Annotated in this window: 15 protein-coding genes; 6 read left to right on the forward strand and 9 right to left on the reverse strand. The window is 61.1% G+C overall.

Translation table 11 applies throughout. From position 1 onward, the window contains the following. Nucleotides 1–52 precede the first annotated feature (52 nt). The 6 genes from aat to trxB all read right to left on the reverse strand — a co-directional run bounded on the left by aat (nt 53) and on the right by trxB (nt 7,137). Complete coding sequence (gene aat, locus V8N38_RS08330; protein ID WP_147839500.1) at nt 53–778, reverse strand: leucyl/phenylalanyl-tRNA--protein transferase; 726 nt, start codon at nt 776–778, stop codon at nt 53–55. Between the two features lie 29 nt (nt 779–807). Further along, entirely contained in the window at nt 808–2,547 is a 1,740-nt protein-coding gene (gene cydC, locus V8N38_RS08335; protein ID WP_147839499.1) for a heme ABC transporter ATP-binding protein/permease CydC, read from the reverse strand. 2 nt (nt 2,548–2,549) lie between these two features. Next, nucleotides 2,550–4,316, reverse strand: coding sequence for a heme ABC transporter permease/ATP-binding protein CydD (cydD, locus tag V8N38_RS08340; RefSeq protein WP_147839498.1), 1,767 nt, complete (start codon nt 4,314–4,316; stop codon nt 2,550–2,552). A gap of 175 nt (nt 4,317–4,491) precedes the next feature. Next, nucleotides 4,492–5,109 carry a glutathione transferase GstA gene (gene gstA, locus V8N38_RS08345; RefSeq protein WP_060421720.1) on the reverse strand — a complete coding sequence of 206 codons (618 nt, stop codon included), beginning with the start codon at nt 5,107–5,109 and terminating at the stop codon, nt 4,492–4,494. A 93-nt stretch (nt 5,110–5,202) separates the two neighbouring features. After that, a complete protein-coding gene (locus V8N38_RS08350) occupies nt 5,203–6,090 on the reverse strand; it encodes a LysR family transcriptional regulator (protein ID WP_060421725.1) in 888 nt (295 codons plus the stop codon). 75 nt (nt 6,091–6,165) lie between these two features. Continuing rightward, on the reverse strand, nt 6,166–7,137 hold the full coding sequence (gene trxB, locus V8N38_RS08355) for a thioredoxin-disulfide reductase (protein WP_047727946.1): 972 nt from the start codon (nt 7,135–7,137) through the stop codon (nt 6,166–6,168). Nucleotides 7,138–7,791: 654 nt separating this feature from the next. On the opposite strand from trxB, the gene lrp reads away from it, so the two are divergent. The 5 genes from lrp (at nt 7,792) to serS (ending at nt 15,623) form a co-directional block, all read left to right on the forward strand. Then, nucleotides 7,792–8,286 carry a leucine-responsive transcriptional regulator Lrp gene (lrp, locus tag V8N38_RS08360; RefSeq protein ID WP_004928318.1) on the forward strand — a complete coding sequence of 165 codons (495 nt, stop codon included), beginning with the start codon at nt 7,792–7,794 and terminating at the stop codon, nt 8,284–8,286. A 120-nt stretch (nt 8,287–8,406) separates the two neighbouring features. Beyond that, on the forward strand, nt 8,407–12,057 hold the full coding sequence (locus tag V8N38_RS08365; RefSeq protein ID WP_147839497.1) for a DNA translocase FtsK 4TM domain-containing protein: 3,651 nt from the start codon (nt 8,407–8,409) through the stop codon (nt 12,055–12,057). Between the two features lie 198 nt (nt 12,058–12,255). Continuing rightward, complete coding sequence (lolA, locus tag V8N38_RS08370; RefSeq protein WP_019454555.1) at nt 12,256–12,867, forward strand: outer membrane lipoprotein chaperone LolA; 612 nt, start codon at nt 12,256–12,258, stop codon at nt 12,865–12,867. A gap of 67 nt (nt 12,868–12,934) precedes the next feature. Continuing rightward, nucleotides 12,935–14,221, forward strand: a complete 1,287-nt coding sequence (locus V8N38_RS08375; RefSeq protein WP_060440717.1) for a replication-associated recombination protein A — start codon at nt 12,935–12,937, stop codon at nt 14,219–14,221. A 109-nt stretch (nt 14,222–14,330) separates the two neighbouring features. Continuing rightward, on the forward strand, nt 14,331–15,623 hold the full coding sequence (serS, locus tag V8N38_RS08380; protein ID WP_060440286.1) for a serine--tRNA ligase: 1,293 nt from the start codon (nt 14,331–14,333) through the stop codon (nt 15,621–15,623). 51 nt (nt 15,624–15,674) lie between these two features. Here serS and V8N38_RS08385 read toward each other — a convergent pair whose 3' ends face one another. After that, a complete protein-coding gene (locus V8N38_RS08385) occupies nt 15,675–16,040 on the reverse strand; it encodes a DUF1801 domain-containing protein (protein WP_060421731.1) in 366 nt (121 codons plus the stop codon). Nucleotides 16,041–16,203: 163 nt separating this feature from the next. Here V8N38_RS08385 and V8N38_RS08390 point away from each other — a divergent pair, with 163 nt between their 5' ends. After that, a complete protein-coding gene (locus V8N38_RS08390; RefSeq protein WP_033637849.1) occupies nt 16,204–17,355 on the forward strand; it encodes an MFS transporter in 1,152 nt (383 codons plus the stop codon). Between the two features lie 48 nt (nt 17,356–17,403). Here the strand turns inward: V8N38_RS08390 and pflA are convergent, their stop codons facing one another. After that, nucleotides 17,404–18,144, reverse strand: coding sequence for a pyruvate formate lyase 1-activating protein (gene pflA / locus V8N38_RS08395; protein WP_015377324.1), 741 nt, complete (start codon nt 18,142–18,144; stop codon nt 17,404–17,406). Nucleotides 18,145–18,424: 280 nt separating this feature from the next. Then, nucleotides 18,425–20,707, reverse strand: coding sequence for a formate C-acetyltransferase (gene pflB / locus V8N38_RS08400; RefSeq protein ID WP_016928324.1), 2,283 nt, complete (start codon nt 20,705–20,707; stop codon nt 18,425–18,427). Nucleotides 20,708–20,719: the final 12 nt, after the last annotated feature.

The following is a 20,719-nucleotide window of genomic DNA, read 5'->3' on the forward strand; positions in this document are numbered from 1 at the left end:
AAACCCCCATTATGTAAAGATGTGTCGGTGAACATTGCACCGTTTCCACCAATTAGTTTACTGGAGAGGGCGGTTCAACCGGCTGTGGGGATATGACTTGCTGCTCCCAGCACGCCAGCGCCAAAGGCCGCCGTTGAAGGGTGCTGAGCTGCTGCAAAAATTGACGGCGCGGAATTTCACGCGCGCCAAGGCGGGCAGTGTGAGCGTTCAGCACCTGGCAGTCAATCAATTCCCCGCCATAAGCGGCAAAATGGCGGCAAAAGGCCATCAATGCGCATTTTGAGGCGTTGGTGACGCGGCTGAACATCGATTCGCCGCAGAACAACGCGCCCTGCGCCACGCCGTACATGCCGCCGACCAGTTGATCATCCTGCCATACCTCCACCGAGTGCGCGTAGCCGAGGCGGTGCAGATGCTGATAGGCGCGCTGTACCTCCGGGCCGATCCAGGTGCCTTCATCCGGCCGATGGGCGCAGGCGGCGATCACCGCGGCGAAGTTGTGGTTGAGCGTGATGCGAAACGGATCGTGGCGCAAAAAGCGTTTCAGGCTGCGGTTGAGATGAAACTCTGTCGGGAACAGCACCGCACGCGGATCGGGCGACCACCACAGAATCGCTTCCCCCGGCGAATACCAGGGGAAAATGCCGCGCTCGTAGGCCGCCAGCAGCCGCGGCGCCGTCAGGTCGCCGCCGATAGCCAGCAGGCCGTTAGGGTCGCGCAGGGCGCCCTCAGGCGAGGGAAACGCTAGCGACTGGGGGGAAAGTTTAACGATGCGCATACAGGCTCTCTGCGTCCTCTACGGGCCGATTACGGCGCCAGGTTGCTGATACGGTTGCGAAAGCGGGCATAGCGGCCCTGCCGGCGCATCAGGGTGGCGTGATCGCCCTGTTCGACAATCCGGCCGTCGTCTATCACGCAAATGCGGTCGAGATGCTCCAGGCCGTACAGACGGTGCGTCACCAGGATCAGCGTTTTTCCCTGACAATGCCGGCGCAGCAGCGCCAGGATCTGCTGCTCGGTTTCGGCGTCCAGCCCTTCGGTCGGTTCGTCGAGCAGCAGCAGCGGGGCTGGGTGCAGCAGCGCGCGGGCGATGCCCAGACGGCGCTGTTCGCCGCCGGACAGCTGCCGGCCGCCTTCGCCCAGCCAGGCGTTCAGCCCGCCGTCGCTGTCCAGCAATTTGCCGAGCCCCACCTGCTGCAGTACCTCGCTCAGGCTAGCGTCGTCGGCGTCCGGCGCGGCCAGCCGCAGGTTTTCCCGCAGTGTATCGCTGAAGATATGCACCCGCTGGCTGACGACCGTGGTCATCCGACGCAGCGTGGTTTCATCATAATCCTCCAGCGGTTCGCCGTTGAGCAGAATGTTGCCGCCGTCGGTGCGCCAGGCGCGGGTCAGCAGCTGCAGCAGGGTGGACTTGCCGCAGCCGGTGCGGCCGAGCAAGGCGATGTGTTCGCCGGCCGCGACCTCGAGCGTGACGTCGCGCAGCACCGGTTGCGGCTGGTCGGGGTAGGTGAAACTCAGCTGCCGCAGGCTAAGCTGAGCGCGATCGGCGGCGGCCGGGCCGGTGGCAGGGAAGGTGACCTCCGGCTGACGATCGATGATCTGTTTGACCCGCGTGGCGGAGGCGATCACCTGGCCGAGATGCTGGAAGGCACCGGCGACCGGCATCAGCGCTTCGAACGACGCCAGCGCGGCGAAGACGAACAGTGCGATCAGCGCGCCGGGTTGGGTATCGCCGCCGATGCCGGCGGCGGTCAGCCACAGCAGCAGCGTCACCGTCAGCCCGCTGGCGAGGATCATCAACGCCTGCGCCTTGCCGCTCAGCGAGGCCTGCTGCCACTGGCGGCGTTGCCACCGCTGTTCGGTGGCGTTCAGCGTCTGGCGAAAGTCGTTGACGGCACCGAACACCACCAGCTCGGCCTGCCCCTGCAGCCAGGCGGTCAGGTCGGTTCGGTATTGGCCGCGCAGGGCGGTAAGCTGGCCGCCGATCGGCTTGCCGGCGCGATAAAACACCGGCGGCACCAGCAGCAGCAACAGTAACAGAATGCCGCCCAGCGTCAGGGCGAGCGCAGGATCGAGCCAGCTCAGGCCGTAGGTGACCACCAGGATCACCACCGCCGCGCTGATCAACGGCGAGATCACCCGCAGATAAAGATGATCCAGCGTGTCCACGTCCGCCACCAGGCGGTTGAGCAGCTCGGCCTGGCGGAAGCGGGCGATGCCGCCCGGCGTCAGCGGCAGGATCTTGCTGAAGGTGAACACCCGCAGATGCGACAGTACGCGGAAGGTGGCGTCGTGGCTGACGACTCGCTCGGCATAGCGCCCGGCGGTGCGGAAGATCGCCGCGCCGCGCACGCCGGCGGCCGGCAGCATGTAGTTGAAGGTCAACAGGCCCGCCAATCCGGCCAGCGACGAGGCGGCCAGGAACCAGCCGGAGAGTGCCAGCAGGCCGATGCTGGCCAGCAGAGTGACGATCGCCAAAAGGATGCCCAGGCTAATCAGCAGGCTATGGCGGCGATACAACGCCAAAAACGGCAGCAAAACGCGCATGATTAAAGCTCCCCGCGGCGATGGGCGATCAGAGTGGCAAACAGGCCCGGTTGGGCGCTGAGGGTGGCGTAATCGCCCCGTTGCACGATGCGCCCGTTATCCATCACCCAAATCTGATCGTAGTCTTCGGTATCTTCCAGCTGGTGCGTCACCAGCAGGGTGGTTTGCTGATGCGAAGCGGCATTCAACGCCTGCATCACCCGCTGTTCGCTGTGGGCATCGAGGCTGGCGGCCGGTTCATCCAGCAGCAGCAGGCGGCGCGGACCGATCAGCGCCCGGGCGACCGCCACGCGCTGCGCCTGGCCGACCGACAGGCGAGCGGCGTTGTCGCCCACTTCGGTGTCGAGCCCCTGCGGCAGATAAGGGAGCAGTTCGCTGACGTAGGCGAGTTCCACCGCCTGCTGCAGCTGCGCTTCGTCGGCCTGCGGGCAGCCCAGCAGAATATTGGCGCGCAGGGTTTGCGCCGGCAGATGCGGGTTCTGGCCGACCCAGCTCAGCTGCTGGCGCCAGGTTTCGGCGGACAGTTCACGCAGCTCAATGCCGTTGACGGTCAACGACCCGCGATAGGGCAGGAAGCCGAGCAGCAGATTCAGCAGCGAGCTTTTACCGGCGCCGCTCAGCCCGACCAGCGCCACGCGCTGCTGCGGTTGCAGGGTGAAGCTCAGCGGCCCGGCCAGCAGTACGCCGTTCGGCGACAGGATTTCCAACGCGTTCGCCTGCAGCGTCAGCGGTTGATCGGCGGGCAGTTGCCGCGTGCCGTTGCCCATCTGCTCGCCTTCGGCGCTGAGGAAGGTTTCCAGCGCTTCCGCCGCGCCGATCGCCTGCGCTTTGGCATGGTAGAAGGTGCCGAGATCGCGCAGCGGTTGGAAAAACTCCGGTGCCAGAATCAACACCAGAAAACCGGAAAACAGCGTCACGCCGAGGCCGTAGCTGCCGAAGTTGAGTTCGCCGAGGTAGGAAAAGCCGAAGTACACCGCCACCACGGCGATGGAGATCGAGGCGAAGAACTCCAGCACGCCGGAAGAGAGGAAGGCCAGGCGCAGCACTTCCATGGTGCGGCTGCGGAAGTCTTCGGAGGATTTGGCGATCTGCGCGGTTTCGGCCTGCGCGCGGTCGAACAGCCGCAGGGTGTCCAGGCCGCGCAGGCGGTCGAGGAAGTTGCCGCTCAAGCGCGCCAGCGCCACGAAGTTGCGGCGGTTGGCGTCGGCGGCTCCCATGCCGACCAGCGCCATAAACAGCGGGATCAGCGGCGCGGTTGCCAGCAGAATGATGCCCGCGGCCCAATTGATCGGGAAGACGGCGATCAAAATCAGCAGCGGGATGAAAACCGCCAGATACATCTGCGGCAGATAGCGCGAGTAATAGTCCTGCATATCCTCGATCTGTTCGACGATGATGCTGGCCCAGCTGCCCGCCGGTTTGCCCTGGATCCAGGCCGGGCCGAGCTGCTGCAGCTTATCCAGCACCTGTTGGCGCATGCGCTGGCGGATCACCTGCCCACACAGGAAACCAATCCGTTCCCGCAGCCAGCTTAACAGCGCCCGCAGCGCGAACGCGGCGGCCAGCCAGATAAACGAAGGGATCAGCTGTTCGCGCGGGGTATGTTCGATGATCAGGGCGTGCAGCAGGCTGGCCAGCAGCCAGGCCTGCGCCACGATCAGCAGGCCGCTGAACAGCCCCAACAGCATGGAAAGGCGCAGCCAACGCTGCGCTAACGAACTCTGGGTTTTAAGCCAACGGGTTAACTGTTGCTGTCTGGTTTTTTTCATCAGATATGCGTCTGCATCGCCGGCGCCCGTTTGTTACGGGCTGGGTTAACGTACTGTTAAATAATAGTGTTTGGCGCAATCGGCGGCAAACAAGCGAGGTCCCATGTTACCTCGTCACCCGGCAGACTGAAAATAATAAAGCGGCCAAATGTGGCTATAACAGACGCGTTACCGACTATTTGACTTCCTCACTCGCGGCCTCGGCTTCCAGAGCGGCGCACACCGACGCTCGCTCTGCGATCCGCGCCACATAATGCTGGAGCGGCGGCCACTCGCTCAGCGAAATCTCGAAGCGCGCCATCCAGCGCAACACGGTAAACAGATAAGCGTCTGCGACGCTGAAATGCGTTCCCAGCAGATAAGTTTGTGGTGCCAAAGCTTGCGCGATATAACCCAATCGCCGCCTCAACTTGTCGCGCAGCAACGCCTTGGCGCCGTCGGGCAGGGCGTCATTGAATAAAGGGGCGGCGCCGGCATGGATCTCGCTGGTGATGAAATTAAGCCATTCCTGCAGCCGTACCCGCTCAAAGGCCGTCGGTGGCGGCGCCAGCCGGCGCTCTGGGCGCAGGTCGGCGAGGTATTGAACGATAGCGGAGCCTTCGGTGATCACATTGCCATCGTCCAGTTGCAGGGCGGCGACGTAACCTTTGGGGTTGATGCGATAGAAATCCTCACCGTCGGCGCAGCGCTTGCTGCGATTGTTCACCCTGATCAGGGTGAAGGGGAGCGCTAATTCGCGCAGGACGATATGTGGGGCAAGCGAGCAGGCATCGGGAGCAAAATACAGCTTCATGCTATTTCCTTGTGGGTCAATGAGAACGCTTGCCACAGCATGCCGACGCGGGCACCGGCGGGAAAATGGAAATTTCAGAAAGCCGCTATTAGCTCAGCGACTGGCCAGAGTTTGCTCCTGTTCTCGCAGGTAACTCAGCAGGGTTTGGACGGGGAGCCGGGCCGCCGCCTCGGATGAGCACGCGAGGCCGAAACGGCGATAAATCGGCGCAACGAGCGGCAGAGCGCAAACCCCAAGCGCGTCGGGCGGGATCACGGACGCGGGCATCAGCGCGACGCCCGTGCCTTCCCTGACCAGCGTCAATGCCGTTTGCCAATCGCTGACGGTGGCGCGGATATCGGCCAGCGCCAGGCCCGACTGCTGCGCCAAGCTTTGCGCATTGAGATCGCACCCGCCGGTCGCCAGGATAAAAGGCAGCCGGAACAGGGCATCCAGCGCCACCGGCCGCCGCGCTCGCGCCAGCGGATACGCGCTGGGCACGACCGCCAGCCAGGCATCCTCTCCCAAAGGGAAGCACTGCCGCTCCGGCGCCGGATTGAGCACCACGCCGATGTCTGCCGTCGCCGATGTTAACCAGCTCTCCACTTCGTGATCGGTGCCCTCGAGCGTAATCAGCTCAATGTCGGGGTACAGACGGCGAAATTTACGCAGCAGCGGCGGCAACAGCTTGCTGAATGCCGACGGGAAACTGGCCAGGCGTATTTTGCCCGCGTGTGCGTTGCCGGCTTGTTGCGCACACTGCTGAATGGCCCGCAGTGCTTCCAACATCGTGCGGGCATGGGCGACGATCTGCTGGCCGCTTTGGGTCAGGACGACATTGTGCGGTTGGCGCACCAAAAGCCGGGTGCTCAGCATTGTCTCCAGTTGAGCGATGGCCTGGCTGGCGGCAGACTGCGTCATACCGCAGATCGCCGCAGCCTGAGTGATGGTGCCGTTGTCGGCGACGGCAACCAGCAGGCGCCAGTGAAGAAGATTATGCATCGGCGTGCATCCTCTTGAGGAGCGAAGACAAAAAAAGCGGCTCGAGAGCCGCTTTTTGCTGGTGGCGAGAAAGCCTTAGCAGACTTCTGCGCCGGCGATGCCGTCCAGGTAACGCTCTGCGTCCAGCGCCGCCATGCAACCGGTGCCGGCGGAGGTGATCGCCTGGCGGTAAATGTGATCCATCACGTCGCCTGCGGCGAAGACGCCGGGGATGGTGGTTTGGGTCGCATTGCCGTGAATGCCGGACTGCACCTTGATGTAGCCGTTTTCCAGCTCCAGCTGGCCGCCGAAGATGCCGGTGTTCGGGCTGTGGCCGATGGCGATGAACACGCCGGCCAGTTCCAGTTCGCGGGTTTCGTTTTCCGCTTTGGTGCTGCGGATACGCACGCCGGTCACGCCCATTTCATCGCCCAGCACTTCGTCCAGCGTATGGTCGGTGTGCAGCACGATATTGCCGCTTTTCACTTTTTCCATCAGCCGGTCGATCAGGATCTTCTCCGAACGGAAGCTGTCGCGGCGGTGGATCAGGTGAACCTCGGCGGCGATATTGGACAGGTACAGCGCTTCTTCAACGGCGGTGTTGCCGCCGCCGACCACGGCGACTTTCTGGTTGCGGTAGAAGAAACCGTCGCAGGTCGCACAGGCGGAAACGCCTTTGCCCTTGAACGCGTCTTCGGAAGGCAGGCCAAGGTAGCGGGCGGAGGCGCCGGTTGCGATGATCAGCGCGTCGCAGCTGTATTCACCGCTGTCGCCGAACAGGCGGAACGGACGCTGCTGCAGATCGACGCTGTTGATGTGATCGAAGACGATTTCAGTCTGGAACTTCTCCGCATGCTCGCGCATGCGCTCCATCAGCGCCGGGCCGGTCAGGCCTTCGGCGTCGCCCGGCCAGTTTTCCACTTCGGTGGTGGTGGTCAGCTGGCCGCCTTGTTCCATACCGGTGATCAGCACCGGGCTCAGGTTGGCGCGCGCCGCGTAAACGGCGGCGGTGTAACCGGCCGGGCCGGAGCCCAGAATCAGTAATTTGCTATGTTTAGCCGTGCCCATGAATAACCTCTTTATTCCACAATGGCGGACAATGGAACCGATTGTAGGGAAAATGGCGCAGTAAAAAAAGCGCCGGGCGACGTTGTTAACGATTTGTATGATAGTTGTCGCCTATTAATGCACCCGCTGTCGGCAAATCGTACGCTGAACGCAGAAATTTACCTTATCAAAGCCGCATTCGGCTGCCGAATCGCCAACCGCGCAAAAACGGCGCCTTCTGCGACTTCAGCCGCTCCCTGCCGGGGTTTATCTGCCAGCGATTCATAACCAAAAATGGGATGCAGACTTTTCGTGACGGTACGTTGTTCTGATTTTGCTTCTTTTACTTTGACAATCCGCTGCGCATTTGCGAAAACATCATAGGAAGAAGAAATTATCCCCGTAACACCAGCAAATCGTACGTATTTGCGCCGCGAGGCGGCAATGCGCGGTGGATGTGCGGAGCAGGGCGCGCAAGCGTTTGCAGATTTTTTCTCGACCTAAACGTCGTTACCGGCGTCGCGCGGGGTTGGACAGACAGGCTGCGCGGCGTGGAATGATGGTAGTGAAGAAGCATATGACAGGCATCGGGTCTTCGCTTGGAACGAACCCTTACACATTGACGTTGGCTAGGGTGTGGCAAGTGCACGGAAGAAAATAAGAGAGACAATAATAATGGCAGACAACAAGAAACGCCCGGGTAAAGATCTTGACCGTATCGACCGCAACATCCTGAATGAGCTGCAGAAGGATGGGCGTATTTCGAACGTCGAGCTTTCGAAGCGCGTGGGGTTATCCCCGACACCATGTTTAGAACGCGTGCGCCGTCTCGAGCGCCAGGGTTTCATTCATGGCTATACCGCATTGCTCAACCCGCATTATCTGGATGCGTCCCTGCTGGTTTTCGTGGAGATCACGCTGAACCGCGGCGCGCCGGATGTGTTTGAGCAATTCAACTCGGCAGTGCAGAAGCTTGAAGAAATTCAGGAGTGTCATCTGGTTTCCGGCGATTTCGACTACCTGTTGAAAACCCGCGTACCGGACATGTCGGCTTACCGCAAACTGTTGGGTGAAACCTTGCTGCGTTTGCCGGGGGTCAACGACACCCGTACCTACGTAGTGATGGAAGAAGTGAAACAGAGTAACCGTCTGGTTATCAAAACACGGTAAGGTGCAGGTGCAAAACCTGATTAAATTGGTTACACTCCTGTTTATTCATACAGTTTCGGCGCCGGGGAAGCTTCTCGGCGCTGTTGCTATGTCAGCTAACAGGAACCTGGAGAGCCTTTCTTGAGCCAGGAATATACAGAAGATAAAGAAGTTACCCTGAAAAGACTCAGCAGTGGCCGGCGTTTGCTGGAAGCTGTGCTTATCGTGGTAGCGATTTTTGCCGTTTACCTCATGGCTGCGCTGGTCAGCTTCAACCCGTCTGACCCAAGCTGGTCACAGACCGCATGGCATGAGCCGATTCACAATTTGGGCGGCGGTGTTGGGGCCTGGTTGGCCGACACGCTGTTCTTCACCTTCGGGGTGCTCGCCTACGCGATACCGCCGATCATGCTGGTCCTGTGCTGGGCGGCCTATCGCCAGCGCGGCAACAGAGACTACATCGACTATTTCGCGCTCTCCCTGCGCCTGATCGGCACCCTGGCGTTAGTGCTTACCTCCTGTGGGTTGGCGGCGCTGAACGTTGACGATCTCTATTACTTCGCTTCCGGTGGCGTGATCGGCAGCCTGCTGAGCAACGCCATGTTGCCGTGGTTCAACGGCATCGGCGCCACGCTGGCGCTGCTGTGCGTGTGGGCGGCGGGGCTGACGCTGTTTACCGGCTGGTCCTGGCTGGTGATCGCCGAGAAGATCGGCGGTGCTGTGCTGGGCGTCGCGACGGTGATGACCAACCGCTCGCGCCGCGAAGAGCGCTATTTCGAGGATGACGAACGTTACGTTGACGACGAGCCTGAGCAGGCAGGGAAGGGCGCCGCAGCCGCGGTTGCCGCAACCGCCGCCGGAGCCGCGGCCGCCGATGACGACGTGCTGTTCTCCGCGCCTTCGGTCACCGAAAGCGCCAAAGAGGCAGCGGAAGACGCCGCCGATCCGTTGCTCAGCGGCCTGCGAGCCGACGATGGTGAGGTTGAAGCCGACGTCGCGCCAATCGCGCCGGCGGCTTCGCCTGCACCGGCGTTGACGGCAGAGATCCACGAGCCCGTTGCCGCACCGATCGCCACACAGGCGCCGTCGGTAACGGTGGCGCCGGCCGCGCCGACCTCGGTTAATCAGCACCCGGTGAGCGCCCCGGCGCAAGACGCCACGCCGCCGCTGTATTCCTTCGAAATCCCGGAAGAAACGCCTGCGCCTAAGGCGACGCGTCCCGTCGACCCTTATCGGGACGACGATGAGCCGCGCCTGGGCAATTGGCAAGAGCCGGCTGCGCCGCAGCCGCCGGCGCGTTCTCCCTTTGATTTTACTGCCGCGCAGCGCGACAGTGCCGACGTCAGCGGAGCGGGTGGTTTCAGCGCCACCGGCGCCAAGCCACAGCTGGATACGGCAGCCGCTGCCGCTGCGGGCGCCGCAGCGGCGACCTTCATGCCGGCTTTCACGGCCACCAGCGACGGCAATCCGCAGGTTAAACAGGGCATCGGCCCTGAGCTGCCTCGGCCGAATCCGGTACGTATTCCGACGCGCCGCGAGCTGGCTTCTTACGGCATCAAGCTGCCTTCGCAGCGTGCGGCCGAGCAGGAACAGCGCCAGGCCGAGGTGGAGCCTCAGCAGCCGACGGCGGTGAGCCCGCAGGAAGAAGAGGCGCTGCAGGAAGCGGCGCTGCGTCAGGCGTTTGCCGAGCAGCAAAGCCAACGCTACGGTGAAACCTATGCGCCGGAGCAAGATGACGAAAGCGCCCTGCAGGAAGCTGAGCTGAGCAAGGCGTTTGCCGAACAGCAGAGCCAACGTTATGGCGAAGGTTATCAACAGAACGACGAAGAGGCGCTGCAAGAGGCCGCGCTGCGCCAGGCGTTCGCCGAGCAGCAGCAGGCACGCTACGGCCAGCAAGAACCGGCCCCGCAGGCGCCGGCTGCCAGCCCGGTCGATACCCGCAATGCTTTCAGCTTCTCGCCGATGGCGGATTTAGTGGACGATGGCCCGAGCGAGCCGATGTTCACGCTGTCCCCGCAGCTTGAAGAGCGCATTGAACAGCAAAGCGAGCAAGAGGACGACGTGCCGTTCGGCCAGTTTGAGCCTGCCGCGCCGGTTGCCCAACCTCAGCAACCGCACTCGCAGCCTCAACAGTACCAACAGCCGCAGCAACAGCAGTATCAACAGCCGTCGCAGCCGCAATATCAGCAGCCGCAGCAACCGGTGCAGCAGCCGCCTCAGCAAACTCAGGCCGAGCAACATCCGGCGATGGACAGCTTGATTCACCCGTTCCTGATGCGCAACGATCAGCCGCTGCAGAAGCCGACCACGCCGCTGCCGACGCTGGATCTGCTGACCGAAGCGCCGAAAGAGGTGGAGCCGGTCGACTCCTTCGCGCTGGAACAGAAGGCGCGCCTGGTGGAGGCCAGCCTGGCCGATTACCGCGTGAAAGCCGATGTGGTGGACATCCTGCCGGGGCCGGTCATCACCCGCTTCGAGCTGGATCTGGCGCCGGGCGTTAAAGCGGCGCGTATTTCCAACCTGTCGCGCGATCTGGCGCGCTCGCTGTCGACTTCGGCGGTGCGCGTGGTGGAAGTGATCCCCGGCAAGCCTTACGTCGGTCTGGAGCTGCCGAATGCCAAGCGGCAGACGGTGTACCTGCGCGAAGTGCTGGATTGCCCGGCCTTCCGTGACAACCCGTCGCCGCTGTCCATCGTATTGGGTAAGGACATCTCCGGCGAGCCGGTGGTGGCCGATCTGGGTAAAATGCCGCACTTGCTGGTCGCCGGTACCACCGGTTCCGGTAAGTCGGTCGGGGTCAACGCCATGATCCTGAGCATCCTGTATAAAGCCACGCCGAAAGAAGTGCGCTTTATCATGATCGACCCGAAAATGCTGGAGCTGTCGGTTTACGAAGGCATTCCGCACCTGTTGACCGATGTGGTCACCGACATGAAAGACGCCGCCAATGCGCTGCGTTGGTGCGTGGGTGAAATGGAACGCCGCTACAAGCTGATGTCTGCCCTGGGCGTGCGTAACCTGGCTGGCTACAACGAGCGAGTCGATCAGGCCGAAGCGATGGGGCGCCCGATCCCGGATCCGTTCTGGAAGCCGACCGACAGCATGGACATCACGCCGCCGGTATTGGAGAAAGAGCCGTACATCGTAGTGATGGTCGACGAATTCGCCGATCTGATCATGACGGTCGGCAAGAAGGTCGAAGAGTTGATCGCTCGCCTGGCGCAGAAAGCGCGTGCGGCGGGTATCCACCTGGTGCTGGCGACCCAGCGTCCGTCGGTGGATGTGATCACGGGCCTTATCAAGGCCAACATCCCGACGCGTATCGCTTTTACCGTGTCGAGCAAAATCGACTCCCGCACCATCCTCGATCAGGGGGGGGCTGAGTCCTTGCTGGGTATGGGTGACATGCTCTATCTGGCGCCGAACTCCTCAATTCCGGTGCGCGTACATGGCGCATTCGTGCGCGATCAGGAAGTGCACGCGGTGGTCAAGGATTGGAAAGCGCGCGAGCGGCCCCAATATAAAGAGGGCATTCTCAGCGGCGGCGAAGACGGCGAGGGCGGTGCCGGCGGCGGTATGGACGGTGACGAAGAGCTGGATCCGTTGTTTGACCAGGCGGTGGATTTCGTGGTGGATAAACGCCGCGCCTCCATCTCCGGCGTGCAGCGCCAGTTCCGCATCGGTTATAACCGCGCGGCGCGCATCATCGAACAGATGGAAGCGCAGGGCATCGTCAGCGAGCAGGGGCACAACGGCAACCGCGAGGTGCTGGCGCCGCCTCGGCACGATTGATGGTCGTTTAGCCATTGCAATTCAATAAGAAAGGGCCGCTTAAGCGGCCCTTGTGCAAAGAAGCGTAAACCCGTTTCTTCTCGGAACATTGGCCTACCGGCCGATCGCCGGCTTCGGGTAAAGTAACCGGGTAAAGGGTTGATTTGACCCGCACGGCGTCGCCCTGCGGTTAACGCATTTCATAAGGTATCTGGAATAATGAAAAAACTGTTAGTTGCCTGCTGTCTGCTTTCGGGATTCGCTTCTACCTCCGTGCTAGCCGATGCCGCGCAGGATCTGCAAAGTCGCCTGGCGAAGGTGAACAGTTTCCACGCCAGCTTCTCACAAACCGTGACCAGCGCCGACGGCGCCGCGGTGCAACAGGGGGAAGGCGAGCTGTGGGTGAAGCGGCCAAACCTGTTCAACTGGCATATGACGTCGCCTGATGAGAGCGTGCTGGTCTCCGATGGCCAGACCCTGTGGTTCTATAACCCGTTCGTCGAGCAGGTGACGGCGACCTGGCTGAAGAACGCCACCGGCAATACGCCGTTTATGCTGATCACCCGCAATAATGCCAGCGACTGGAAACAGTACAACGTGAAGCAAAAGGGCGATGATTTCGAGCTGACGCCGAAGTCCGCCAGCGGCAACCTGAAGCAGTTCGCCATCAGCGTGACCAACAGCGGTACCATTCGCAGCTTCGCTGCGGTGGAGCAGGATGGTCAGCGCAGTTCCTACACGCTGAAAAGCCAACAGAACGTCGCCGCCGATCCGGCCAAATTCAAATTTACCCCACCGAAGGGGGTGACGCTGGACGACCAGCGCCAGTGAGGTGCAAGTGAGTAATAATCTGTCGCTCGATTTTTCCCAGAACGAGTTCCAGCCGTTGGCCGCGCGTATGCGGCCGACCACGCTGGCGCAGTATATCGGCCAGCAGCATCTGCTGGCCGCCGGCAAGCCGCTGCCGCGCGCCATCGAGGCCGGGCAGCTGCACTCGATGATTTTATGGGGGCCGCCGGGCACCGGGAAGACGACGCTGGCAGAGCTGATCGGCCGTTACGGTCAGGCGGATGTCGAACGGATCTCCGCCGTGACCTCCGGTATTAAGGAGATCCGCGAGGCGATCGAACGGGCGCGGCAAAATCGCGACGCCGGCCGCCGCACCATCCTGTTCGTCGACGAAGTGCACCGTTTCAATAAGAGCCAGCAGGACGCTTTCCTGCCGCACATCGAAGACGGCACCATCACCTTTATCGGTGCCACCACCGAAAATCCGTCGTTCGAGCTGAACTCGGCGCTGTTGTCCCGCGCCCGCGTTTATCTGCTGAAGGCGCTGACCGCCGAAGATATCGGCCAGGTGCTGGATCAGGCGATGGGCGACAAGGCGCGCGGTTTTGGTGCCCAGAATATCGAGCTGCCGGCGGAAACGCGCCGCCTGCTGTCGGAGCTGGTGGGCGGCGACGCGCGCCGGGCGCTGAACAGCTTGGAAATGATGGCGGACATGGCGGAGTTAGACGCCAAAGGCGTGCGGGTGCTGACACCGGAGCTGCTGAAAGAGGTGTCGGGCGAACGCAGCGCGCGCTTCGACAACAAGGGCGACCGTTATTACGACCTGATTTCCGCGCTGCATAAATCGGTGCGCGGCTCGGCGCCGGACGCCGCGCTGTACTGGTATGCGCGCATCATTACCGCCGGCGGCGATCCGCTCTATGTGGCCCGCCGTCTGCTGGCGATTGCCTCTGAAGACGTGGGTAACGCCGATCCGCGCGGCATGCAGGTGGCGATCGCCGCCTGGGATTGCTTCACCCGCGTGGGGCCGGCGGAGGGCGAGCGCGCCATCGCGCAGGCGATCGTTTATCTCGCCTGCGCGCCGAAGAGCAACGCGGTCTACACCGCGTTCAAGGCCGCCATGCGCGACGCCAAAGAGCAGGCCGATTATGACGTGCCGGAGCACCTGCGCAACGCGCCGACCAAGCTGATGAAGGAGATGGGGCTGGGGGCGGAGTACCGTTACGCCCACGACGAACCCAACGCCTACGCCGCCGGCGAGAACTATTTCCCGCCTGAAATGGCCCATACGCGCTACTATCAACCGACCTCGCGTGGGCTGGAAGGGAAAATCGGCGAAAAGTTGGCATGGCTGGCTGAGCAGGATCAAAATAGCCCGACAAAACGCTACCGCTAGCGAGGCCGTTGCGGTAAGGTTAGCGGGTATCACTCTTCTTTTATGCGGCTATAAATCAGCCGCATAGAACAACAACACTTCTTTCAATAACAACAAGCACAGGATTAGCATGCTCGATCCCAATCTGCTGCGTAATGAGCTAGACGCAGTCGCCGTCAAACTGGCTCGCCGAGGCTTTAAACTCGATCTGGATCTGCTGCGTTCGCAGGAAGAACGTCGCAAAGTTCTGCAGGTAGAAACTGAAACGCTGCAAGCGGAACGCAACTCCCGATCGAAATCCATCGGCGCGGCCAAAGCGCGTGGGGAAGACATCGAGCCGCTGCGTCGCGAAGTGAACGAGCTGGGTGACAAGCTGGATGCCGCCAAGGCGGCGCTGGATGCGCTGCAGAGCGAGATCCGCGATTACGCCCTGACGCTGCCTAACCTGCCGGACGACGCCGTGCCGGATGGTAAAGACGACAGCGAAAACCTGGAAGTGACCCGCTGGGGCGAACCGCGCCAGTACGACTTCACGGTGCGCGATCACGTCGATCTGGGCGAAATGGCCGGCGGGCTGGATTTTGCCGCCGCGGTTAAGCTGACCGGTTCGCGCTTCGTGGTGATGAAAGGGCAAATCGCTCGCATGCACCGTGCGCTGTCTCAGTTCATGCTGGATCTGCACACCGAGCAGCACGGCTACCTGGAGGCCTACGTGCCTTACCTGGTCAACCACGCCACGTTGTACGGTACTGGCCAGTTGCCGAAGTTCGGCGAAGATCTGTTCCATACCCGTCCGCTGGAAGAAGAAGCCGACAGCAGCAACTATGCGCTGATCCCAACGGCGGAAGTGCCGCTGACCAACCTGGTGCGCGACGAGATCGTGGAAGAGGAATCTCTGCCGCTGAAAATGACCGCACACACGCCATGCTTCCGTGCGGAAGCCGGTTCTTACGGCCGTGACACCCGCGGTTTGATCCGCATGCACCAGTTCGACAAGGTTGAAATGGTGCAGATCGTTCGTCCGGAAGATTCGATGGATGCCCTGGAAGAGCTGACCGGCCACGCGGAAAAAGTGCTGCAGCTGCTGAACCTGCCTTACCGCAAGGTGCTGCTGTGCACCGGCGACATGGGCTTCGGCGCATGCAAAACCTACGATCTGGAAGTGTGGCTGCCGGCGCAGGATACCTACCGCGAAATCTCGTCCTGCTCCAACATGTGGGACTTCCAGGCACGCCGCATGCAGGCGCGCTGCCGCAGCAAAGCCGACAAGAAGCCGCGTCTGGTTCACACCCTGAACGGCTCCGGCCTGGCGGTTGGCCGTACGCTGGTGGCGGTGTTGGAAAACTACCAGCAGGCCGACGGCCGCATTCAGGTACCTGAAGTGCTGCGTCCATATATGGGCGGCCTGGAATACATCGGCTAAACGACAAACCACGAAAAAAGCGCCTGCGGGCGCTTTTTTTATGCCGAGAATTCAGCCCGTCGCCAGCGTATAAGCCTGTTGAATGTAGTCCGCCAGATGCTTGCTTTTCACCTCGTCGGGCGAGTGGAGCTTGATGTGCCGCCGATACTGGCCGTTGCCTTCGAGCTGGAGATAACGATCTTCCAATCGGTAGCCGTGGCCGAACTCCACCGTGACGTGGTGGCGATAGGCGAAAACGCCGCAGAAAAATTGGCTATGCGAGAACATGATGCCGCCGTATTTGACCGATTCGGTGACGCCGTTGCCGCTCGCCGCAGCGATCCGCCGCACCTGCTGCACAATGGCCAGCAGGTCACCTTGCGTACTGCCGATGTCCGCCAGCAGGGCCTCTACCGCCGCATCATTTGCCTGACTCATCTTGCCTCTTTGTCGTCAAATTCGCTCTGCGCTGAGCATAGCGCTTTTTCAGCCAGTTAGCCGGAAACAAATCGTGCGGTGGAATGATAAGAGGCGATTGACTTTTTTATCGCCAGTGGCATGATGCGCGCACTCTCATTGCGCGTTCGGTCACAATCTCACTATGTCCGCATACTCCCGCCCAGTGCTCTTATTGCTCTGCGGCCTCTTGCTGCTCACGGTATCCATTGCCGTTTTGAATACGCTCGTGCCTCTTTGGTTAACCCATGCTCAGCTGTCGACCTGGCAGGTGGGAATGGTCAGCTCCTCTTATTTCAGCGGCAACCTGTTGGGCACGCTGGTGGCGGGCAAACTGATCCAGCGCGTCGGCTTTACCCGCAGCTATCATCTTTCTTGCCTGGTGTTCGCCGCCGCGACCGCCGGCATGGTGCTGTCGATCGATTTTTGGAGCTGGCTGGGCTGGCGCTTCTTCGCCGGCGTCGGCTGCGCCTGGATTTGGGTGATCGTGGAGAGCGCGCTGTTGCGCAGCGGTAACCTGAGCAACCGCGGTCAGCTGCTGGCGGCCTATATGATTGTCTATTACCTCGGTACGGTGACCGGCCAATTGCTGTTGAGCATGACCTCGACGGAATTGCTGCACGTGGTGCCGTGGGTGACCGCCATCGTGATCAGCGCGATGTTGCCGATGCTGTTTGCGCGGGTCAACCGCCATGAAGACGAGCCGCAGCAGGCGGCAGTGTGGACAATGCTGAGACGCCGCAGCGCGCGCCTCGGCATCAATGGCTGCATCATTTCCGGCATCGTGCTCGGTTCGCTGTACGGCCTGATGCCGCTGTACCTCTCCCATCAGGGCATGAGCGACGCCAACGTCGGTTACTGGATGGCGCTGCTGGTCAGCTCAGGCATCGTCGGCCAGTGGCCGGTCGGGCGGCTGGCCGATCGTTACGGGCGTCTGCTGGTGCTGCGCATTCAGGTGTTCGTGGTGATCCTCGCCAGCGTAGCGATGCTCGGCAACTACGCCATGGCGCCTTCGCTGTTCATCCTCGGCTGCGCCGGCTTTACCCTGTACCCGGTGGCGATGTCCTGGGCCTGCGAGAAGGCGCTGCCGCACGAGTTGGTGGCGATGAACCAGGCGCTGCTGATGAGTTACACCATCGGCAGCCTGCTGGGCCCGTCGATGACGGCGCTGCTGATGCAAAACTACTCCGATCGCGTGCTGTTCGTGATGATCGCCGCCGTGGCGCTGGTTTACCTGCTGATGCTGCTGAAGAAGCAGAAGCCGGATCACCATCACACGCCGTTCGCCGCCGCCTGAGCATAAAAAAACCGGCCATGAGCCGGTTTTTCTTTGGCACTGCGCCAATCAGTAAATGACTTTGTGGCCGTAGCTTTCCAGGATGCCTTTGACGCGATCCATGGTCTCGGCCTTCGGCGGATGAACGCCGTCCAGCTTGTATTCTTCCCCCATCGCCACCCATTTGTGCTTGCCCAGCTCGTGGTAGGGCAGCAGCTCGATTTTCTCGATGTTGGTCATGTCTTTGGTGAACTCGCCCAGCAGGTGCGCCGACTTATCGTCGTCTGACCAACCCGGCACCACCACGTAGCGGATCCAGGTGCGCTGGTTGCGTTTCGCCAGGTAGCGGGCGAATTCCAGCGTGCGGTGGTTGGAGACGCCGACCAGGTTCTGGTGGATCTCGTCATTCATCTGTTTCAGGTCCAGCATCACCAGATCGGTGGTGTCCAGCAGCTCGTCGATCACCGGATCGTAGCGGCGCACGAAGCCATTGGTGTCCAGGCAGGTATTGATGCCTTCGGCGTGGCAGGCACGGAACCAGTCGCGCACGAATTCAGCCTGCAGGATCGCCTCACCGCCGGACGCGGTCACGCCGCCGCCGGAGGCGTTCATGAAGTGGCGGTAGGCCACCGCGTCTTTCATCAGCTCTTCGACGGTCACTTCTTTGCCGCCGTGGGTATCCCAGGTGTCGCGGTTATGGCAATAGAGGCAGCGCATCAGGCAGCCCTGGAAAAAGACGATAAAGCGGATCCCGGGCCCGTCGACGGTGCCGCAGGATTCGAAGGAGTGGATGCGACCAGTTACTGACATTGCGGGGTTTTCTCCAATATTGACTGTCAAACGCAGTCTAAAAATAGGCGCGTGGCCGCCGGCCAGGTATCTGCGATGCAGTGGCGGGGTGAGCCCGCCACCGGGGGTAATGATGCCTGTCGGCCAGTCAGTTGCCGGATAACTGTTTTGCCGGCTATCCATTCAGTATAGATGTCCGGCAAAACAGACTCTACAGAGTCAGGGGAGAGCGGTGGGAGAAAAGGGCCGGCAGAACCGGCCCTGTCGTTGGCACCGGGCGGTTTCCCGCCCGGTTGGCGTATTACATCGTTTGAGTGAAGGTACGAGTAATCACGTCCTGCTGTTGCTCTTTGGTCAGCGAGTTGAAGCGCACGGCGTAACCGGAAACGCGGATGGTCAGCTGAGGGTATTTCTCAGGGTTTTCCATCGCATCCAGCAGCATTTCGCGGTTCATCACGTTGACGTTCAGGTGCTGGCCGCCTTCGATGGAGGCTTCATGGTGGAAGTAACCATCCATCAGGCCCGCCAGGTTGGCTTTACGCACGTCGTCGTCTTTACCCAGCGCGTTAGGCACGATGGAGAAGGTGTAGGAGATCCCGTCTTTCGCGTAGGCAAACGGCAGTTTGGCTACCGAGGTCAGGGAGGCTACTGCGCCTTTCTGGTCGCGGCCGTGCATCGGGTTGGCACCTGGGCCGAACGGTGCGCCTGCGCGGCGGCCATCCGGGGTGTTACCGGTTTTCTTACCGTACACCACGTTGGAGGTGATGGTCAGTACGGACTGAGTCGGTACCGCATTGCGGTAGGTGCGCAGTTTCTGAATTTTCTTCATGAAACGTTCCACCAGGTCGCAGGCGATGTCATCGACGCGAGCGTCGTTGTTACCGAACTGCGGATACTCGCCTTCTACTTTGAAGTCGATGGCCAGGCCGTCTTCGTCGCGAATGGTGGTGACTTTCGCGTACTTGATGGCAGACAGGGAGTCGGCCGCCACGGACAGACCGGCGATGCCGCAAGCCATGGTGCGATAAACGTCACGGTCATGCAGCGCCATCAGCGCAGCTTCGTAGCTGTACTTGTCGTGCATGTAGTGAATGATGTTCAGCGCGGTCACGTACTGCTTGGCCAGCCAATCCATAAAGTGGTCCATGCGCGCCATGACTTTGTCATAGTCCAGCACTTCGTCCATCATCGGCGCTTCTTTCGGGCCGACCTGCATTTTCAGCTTTTCGTCAACGCCGCCGTTGATGGCGTACAGCATGGTTTTCGCCAGGTTGGCGCGGGCGCCGAAGAACTGCATTTGTTTACCGACGATCATCGGGCTGACGCAGCAAGCGATGGCATAGTCATCGTTGTTGAAGTCAGGGCGCATCAGGTCGTCGTTTTCGTACTGAACGGAAGAGGTGTCGATGGACACTTTCGCCGCGAATTTCTTGAAGTTCAGCGGCAGCTTCTCAGACCACAGGATGGTCATGTTCGGCTCCGGAGACGGCCCCATGGTGTACAGGGTGTTCAGGAAGCGGAAGCTGTTTTTGGTGACCAGGGTACGGCCGTCGACGCCCATACCGGCCAGGGATTCCGTTGCCCAGATTGGGTCGCCGGAGAACAGCTCATCGTACTCAGGGGTACGCAGGAAGCGCACCATACGCAGTTTCATCACCAGGTGGTCGATCAGTTCCTGCGCTTGTTCTTCGGTCAGTTTGCCCGCCTTGATGTCGCGCTCGATGAACACGTCGAGGAAGGTGGACACGCGGCCGAAGGACATGGCGGCGCCGTTCTGGGATTTTACCGCGGCCAGGTAGCCGAAGTAGGTCCACTGCACCGCTTCTTGCGCGCTGGTGGCCGGGCCGGAGATGTCGTAACCGTATTTGGCGGCCATCTCTTTGATCTGAGCCAGAGCGCGGTGCTGTTCAGCGATCTCTTCGCGCAGCTGGATGGTCATTTCCAGATCTTCGCCGTTTTCCAGTTTTTCCTGCAGCGATTTGAACTGGTTCAGTTTGTCGGCCATCAGGAAGTCGATACCGTACAGCGCCACGCGGCGGTAGTCGCCGATGATGCGGCCACGGCCGTAGGCATCTGGCAGACCGGTCAGCACGCCGGATTTACGGCAGTTCAGGATGTCTTTGGTGTAAACGTCGAATACGCCCTGGTTGTGGGTTTTACGGTATTCGGTGAACACTTTTTTCAGCTGCGGATCCAGTTCGCGGCCGTACACTTTGCACGAACCTTCGACCATTTTGATGCCGCCGAACGGGATCAGCGCGCGTTTCAGAGGGGCGTCGGTCTGCAGACCTACGATGGTTTCCAGCTCTTTGGCGATGTAACCCGCGTCGTGAGAAATGATGGTTGAAGCAACGTTGGTGTCGAAATCAACCGGCGCGTGAGTGCGGTTTTCCAGTTTGATCCCTTCCATAACCTTGTCCCACAAGGTGGTGGTGGCTTGAGTTGCGCCAGCCAGGAAGGATTCGTCACCCTCATAAGGCGTGTAGTTTTTCTGGATGAAGTCACGAACGTTGACTTCATTCTGCCAGTCACCCTTGCTGAAACCTTCCCAAGCGTTGGCTAATTTCTCGTTAAGTTCGGTCATTGTACACCTACC

Origin of the sequence: Serratia nevei (assembly GCF_037948395.1) — a bacterium.
Lineage (GTDB): Bacteria > Pseudomonadota > Gammaproteobacteria > Enterobacterales > Enterobacteriaceae > Serratia > Serratia nevei.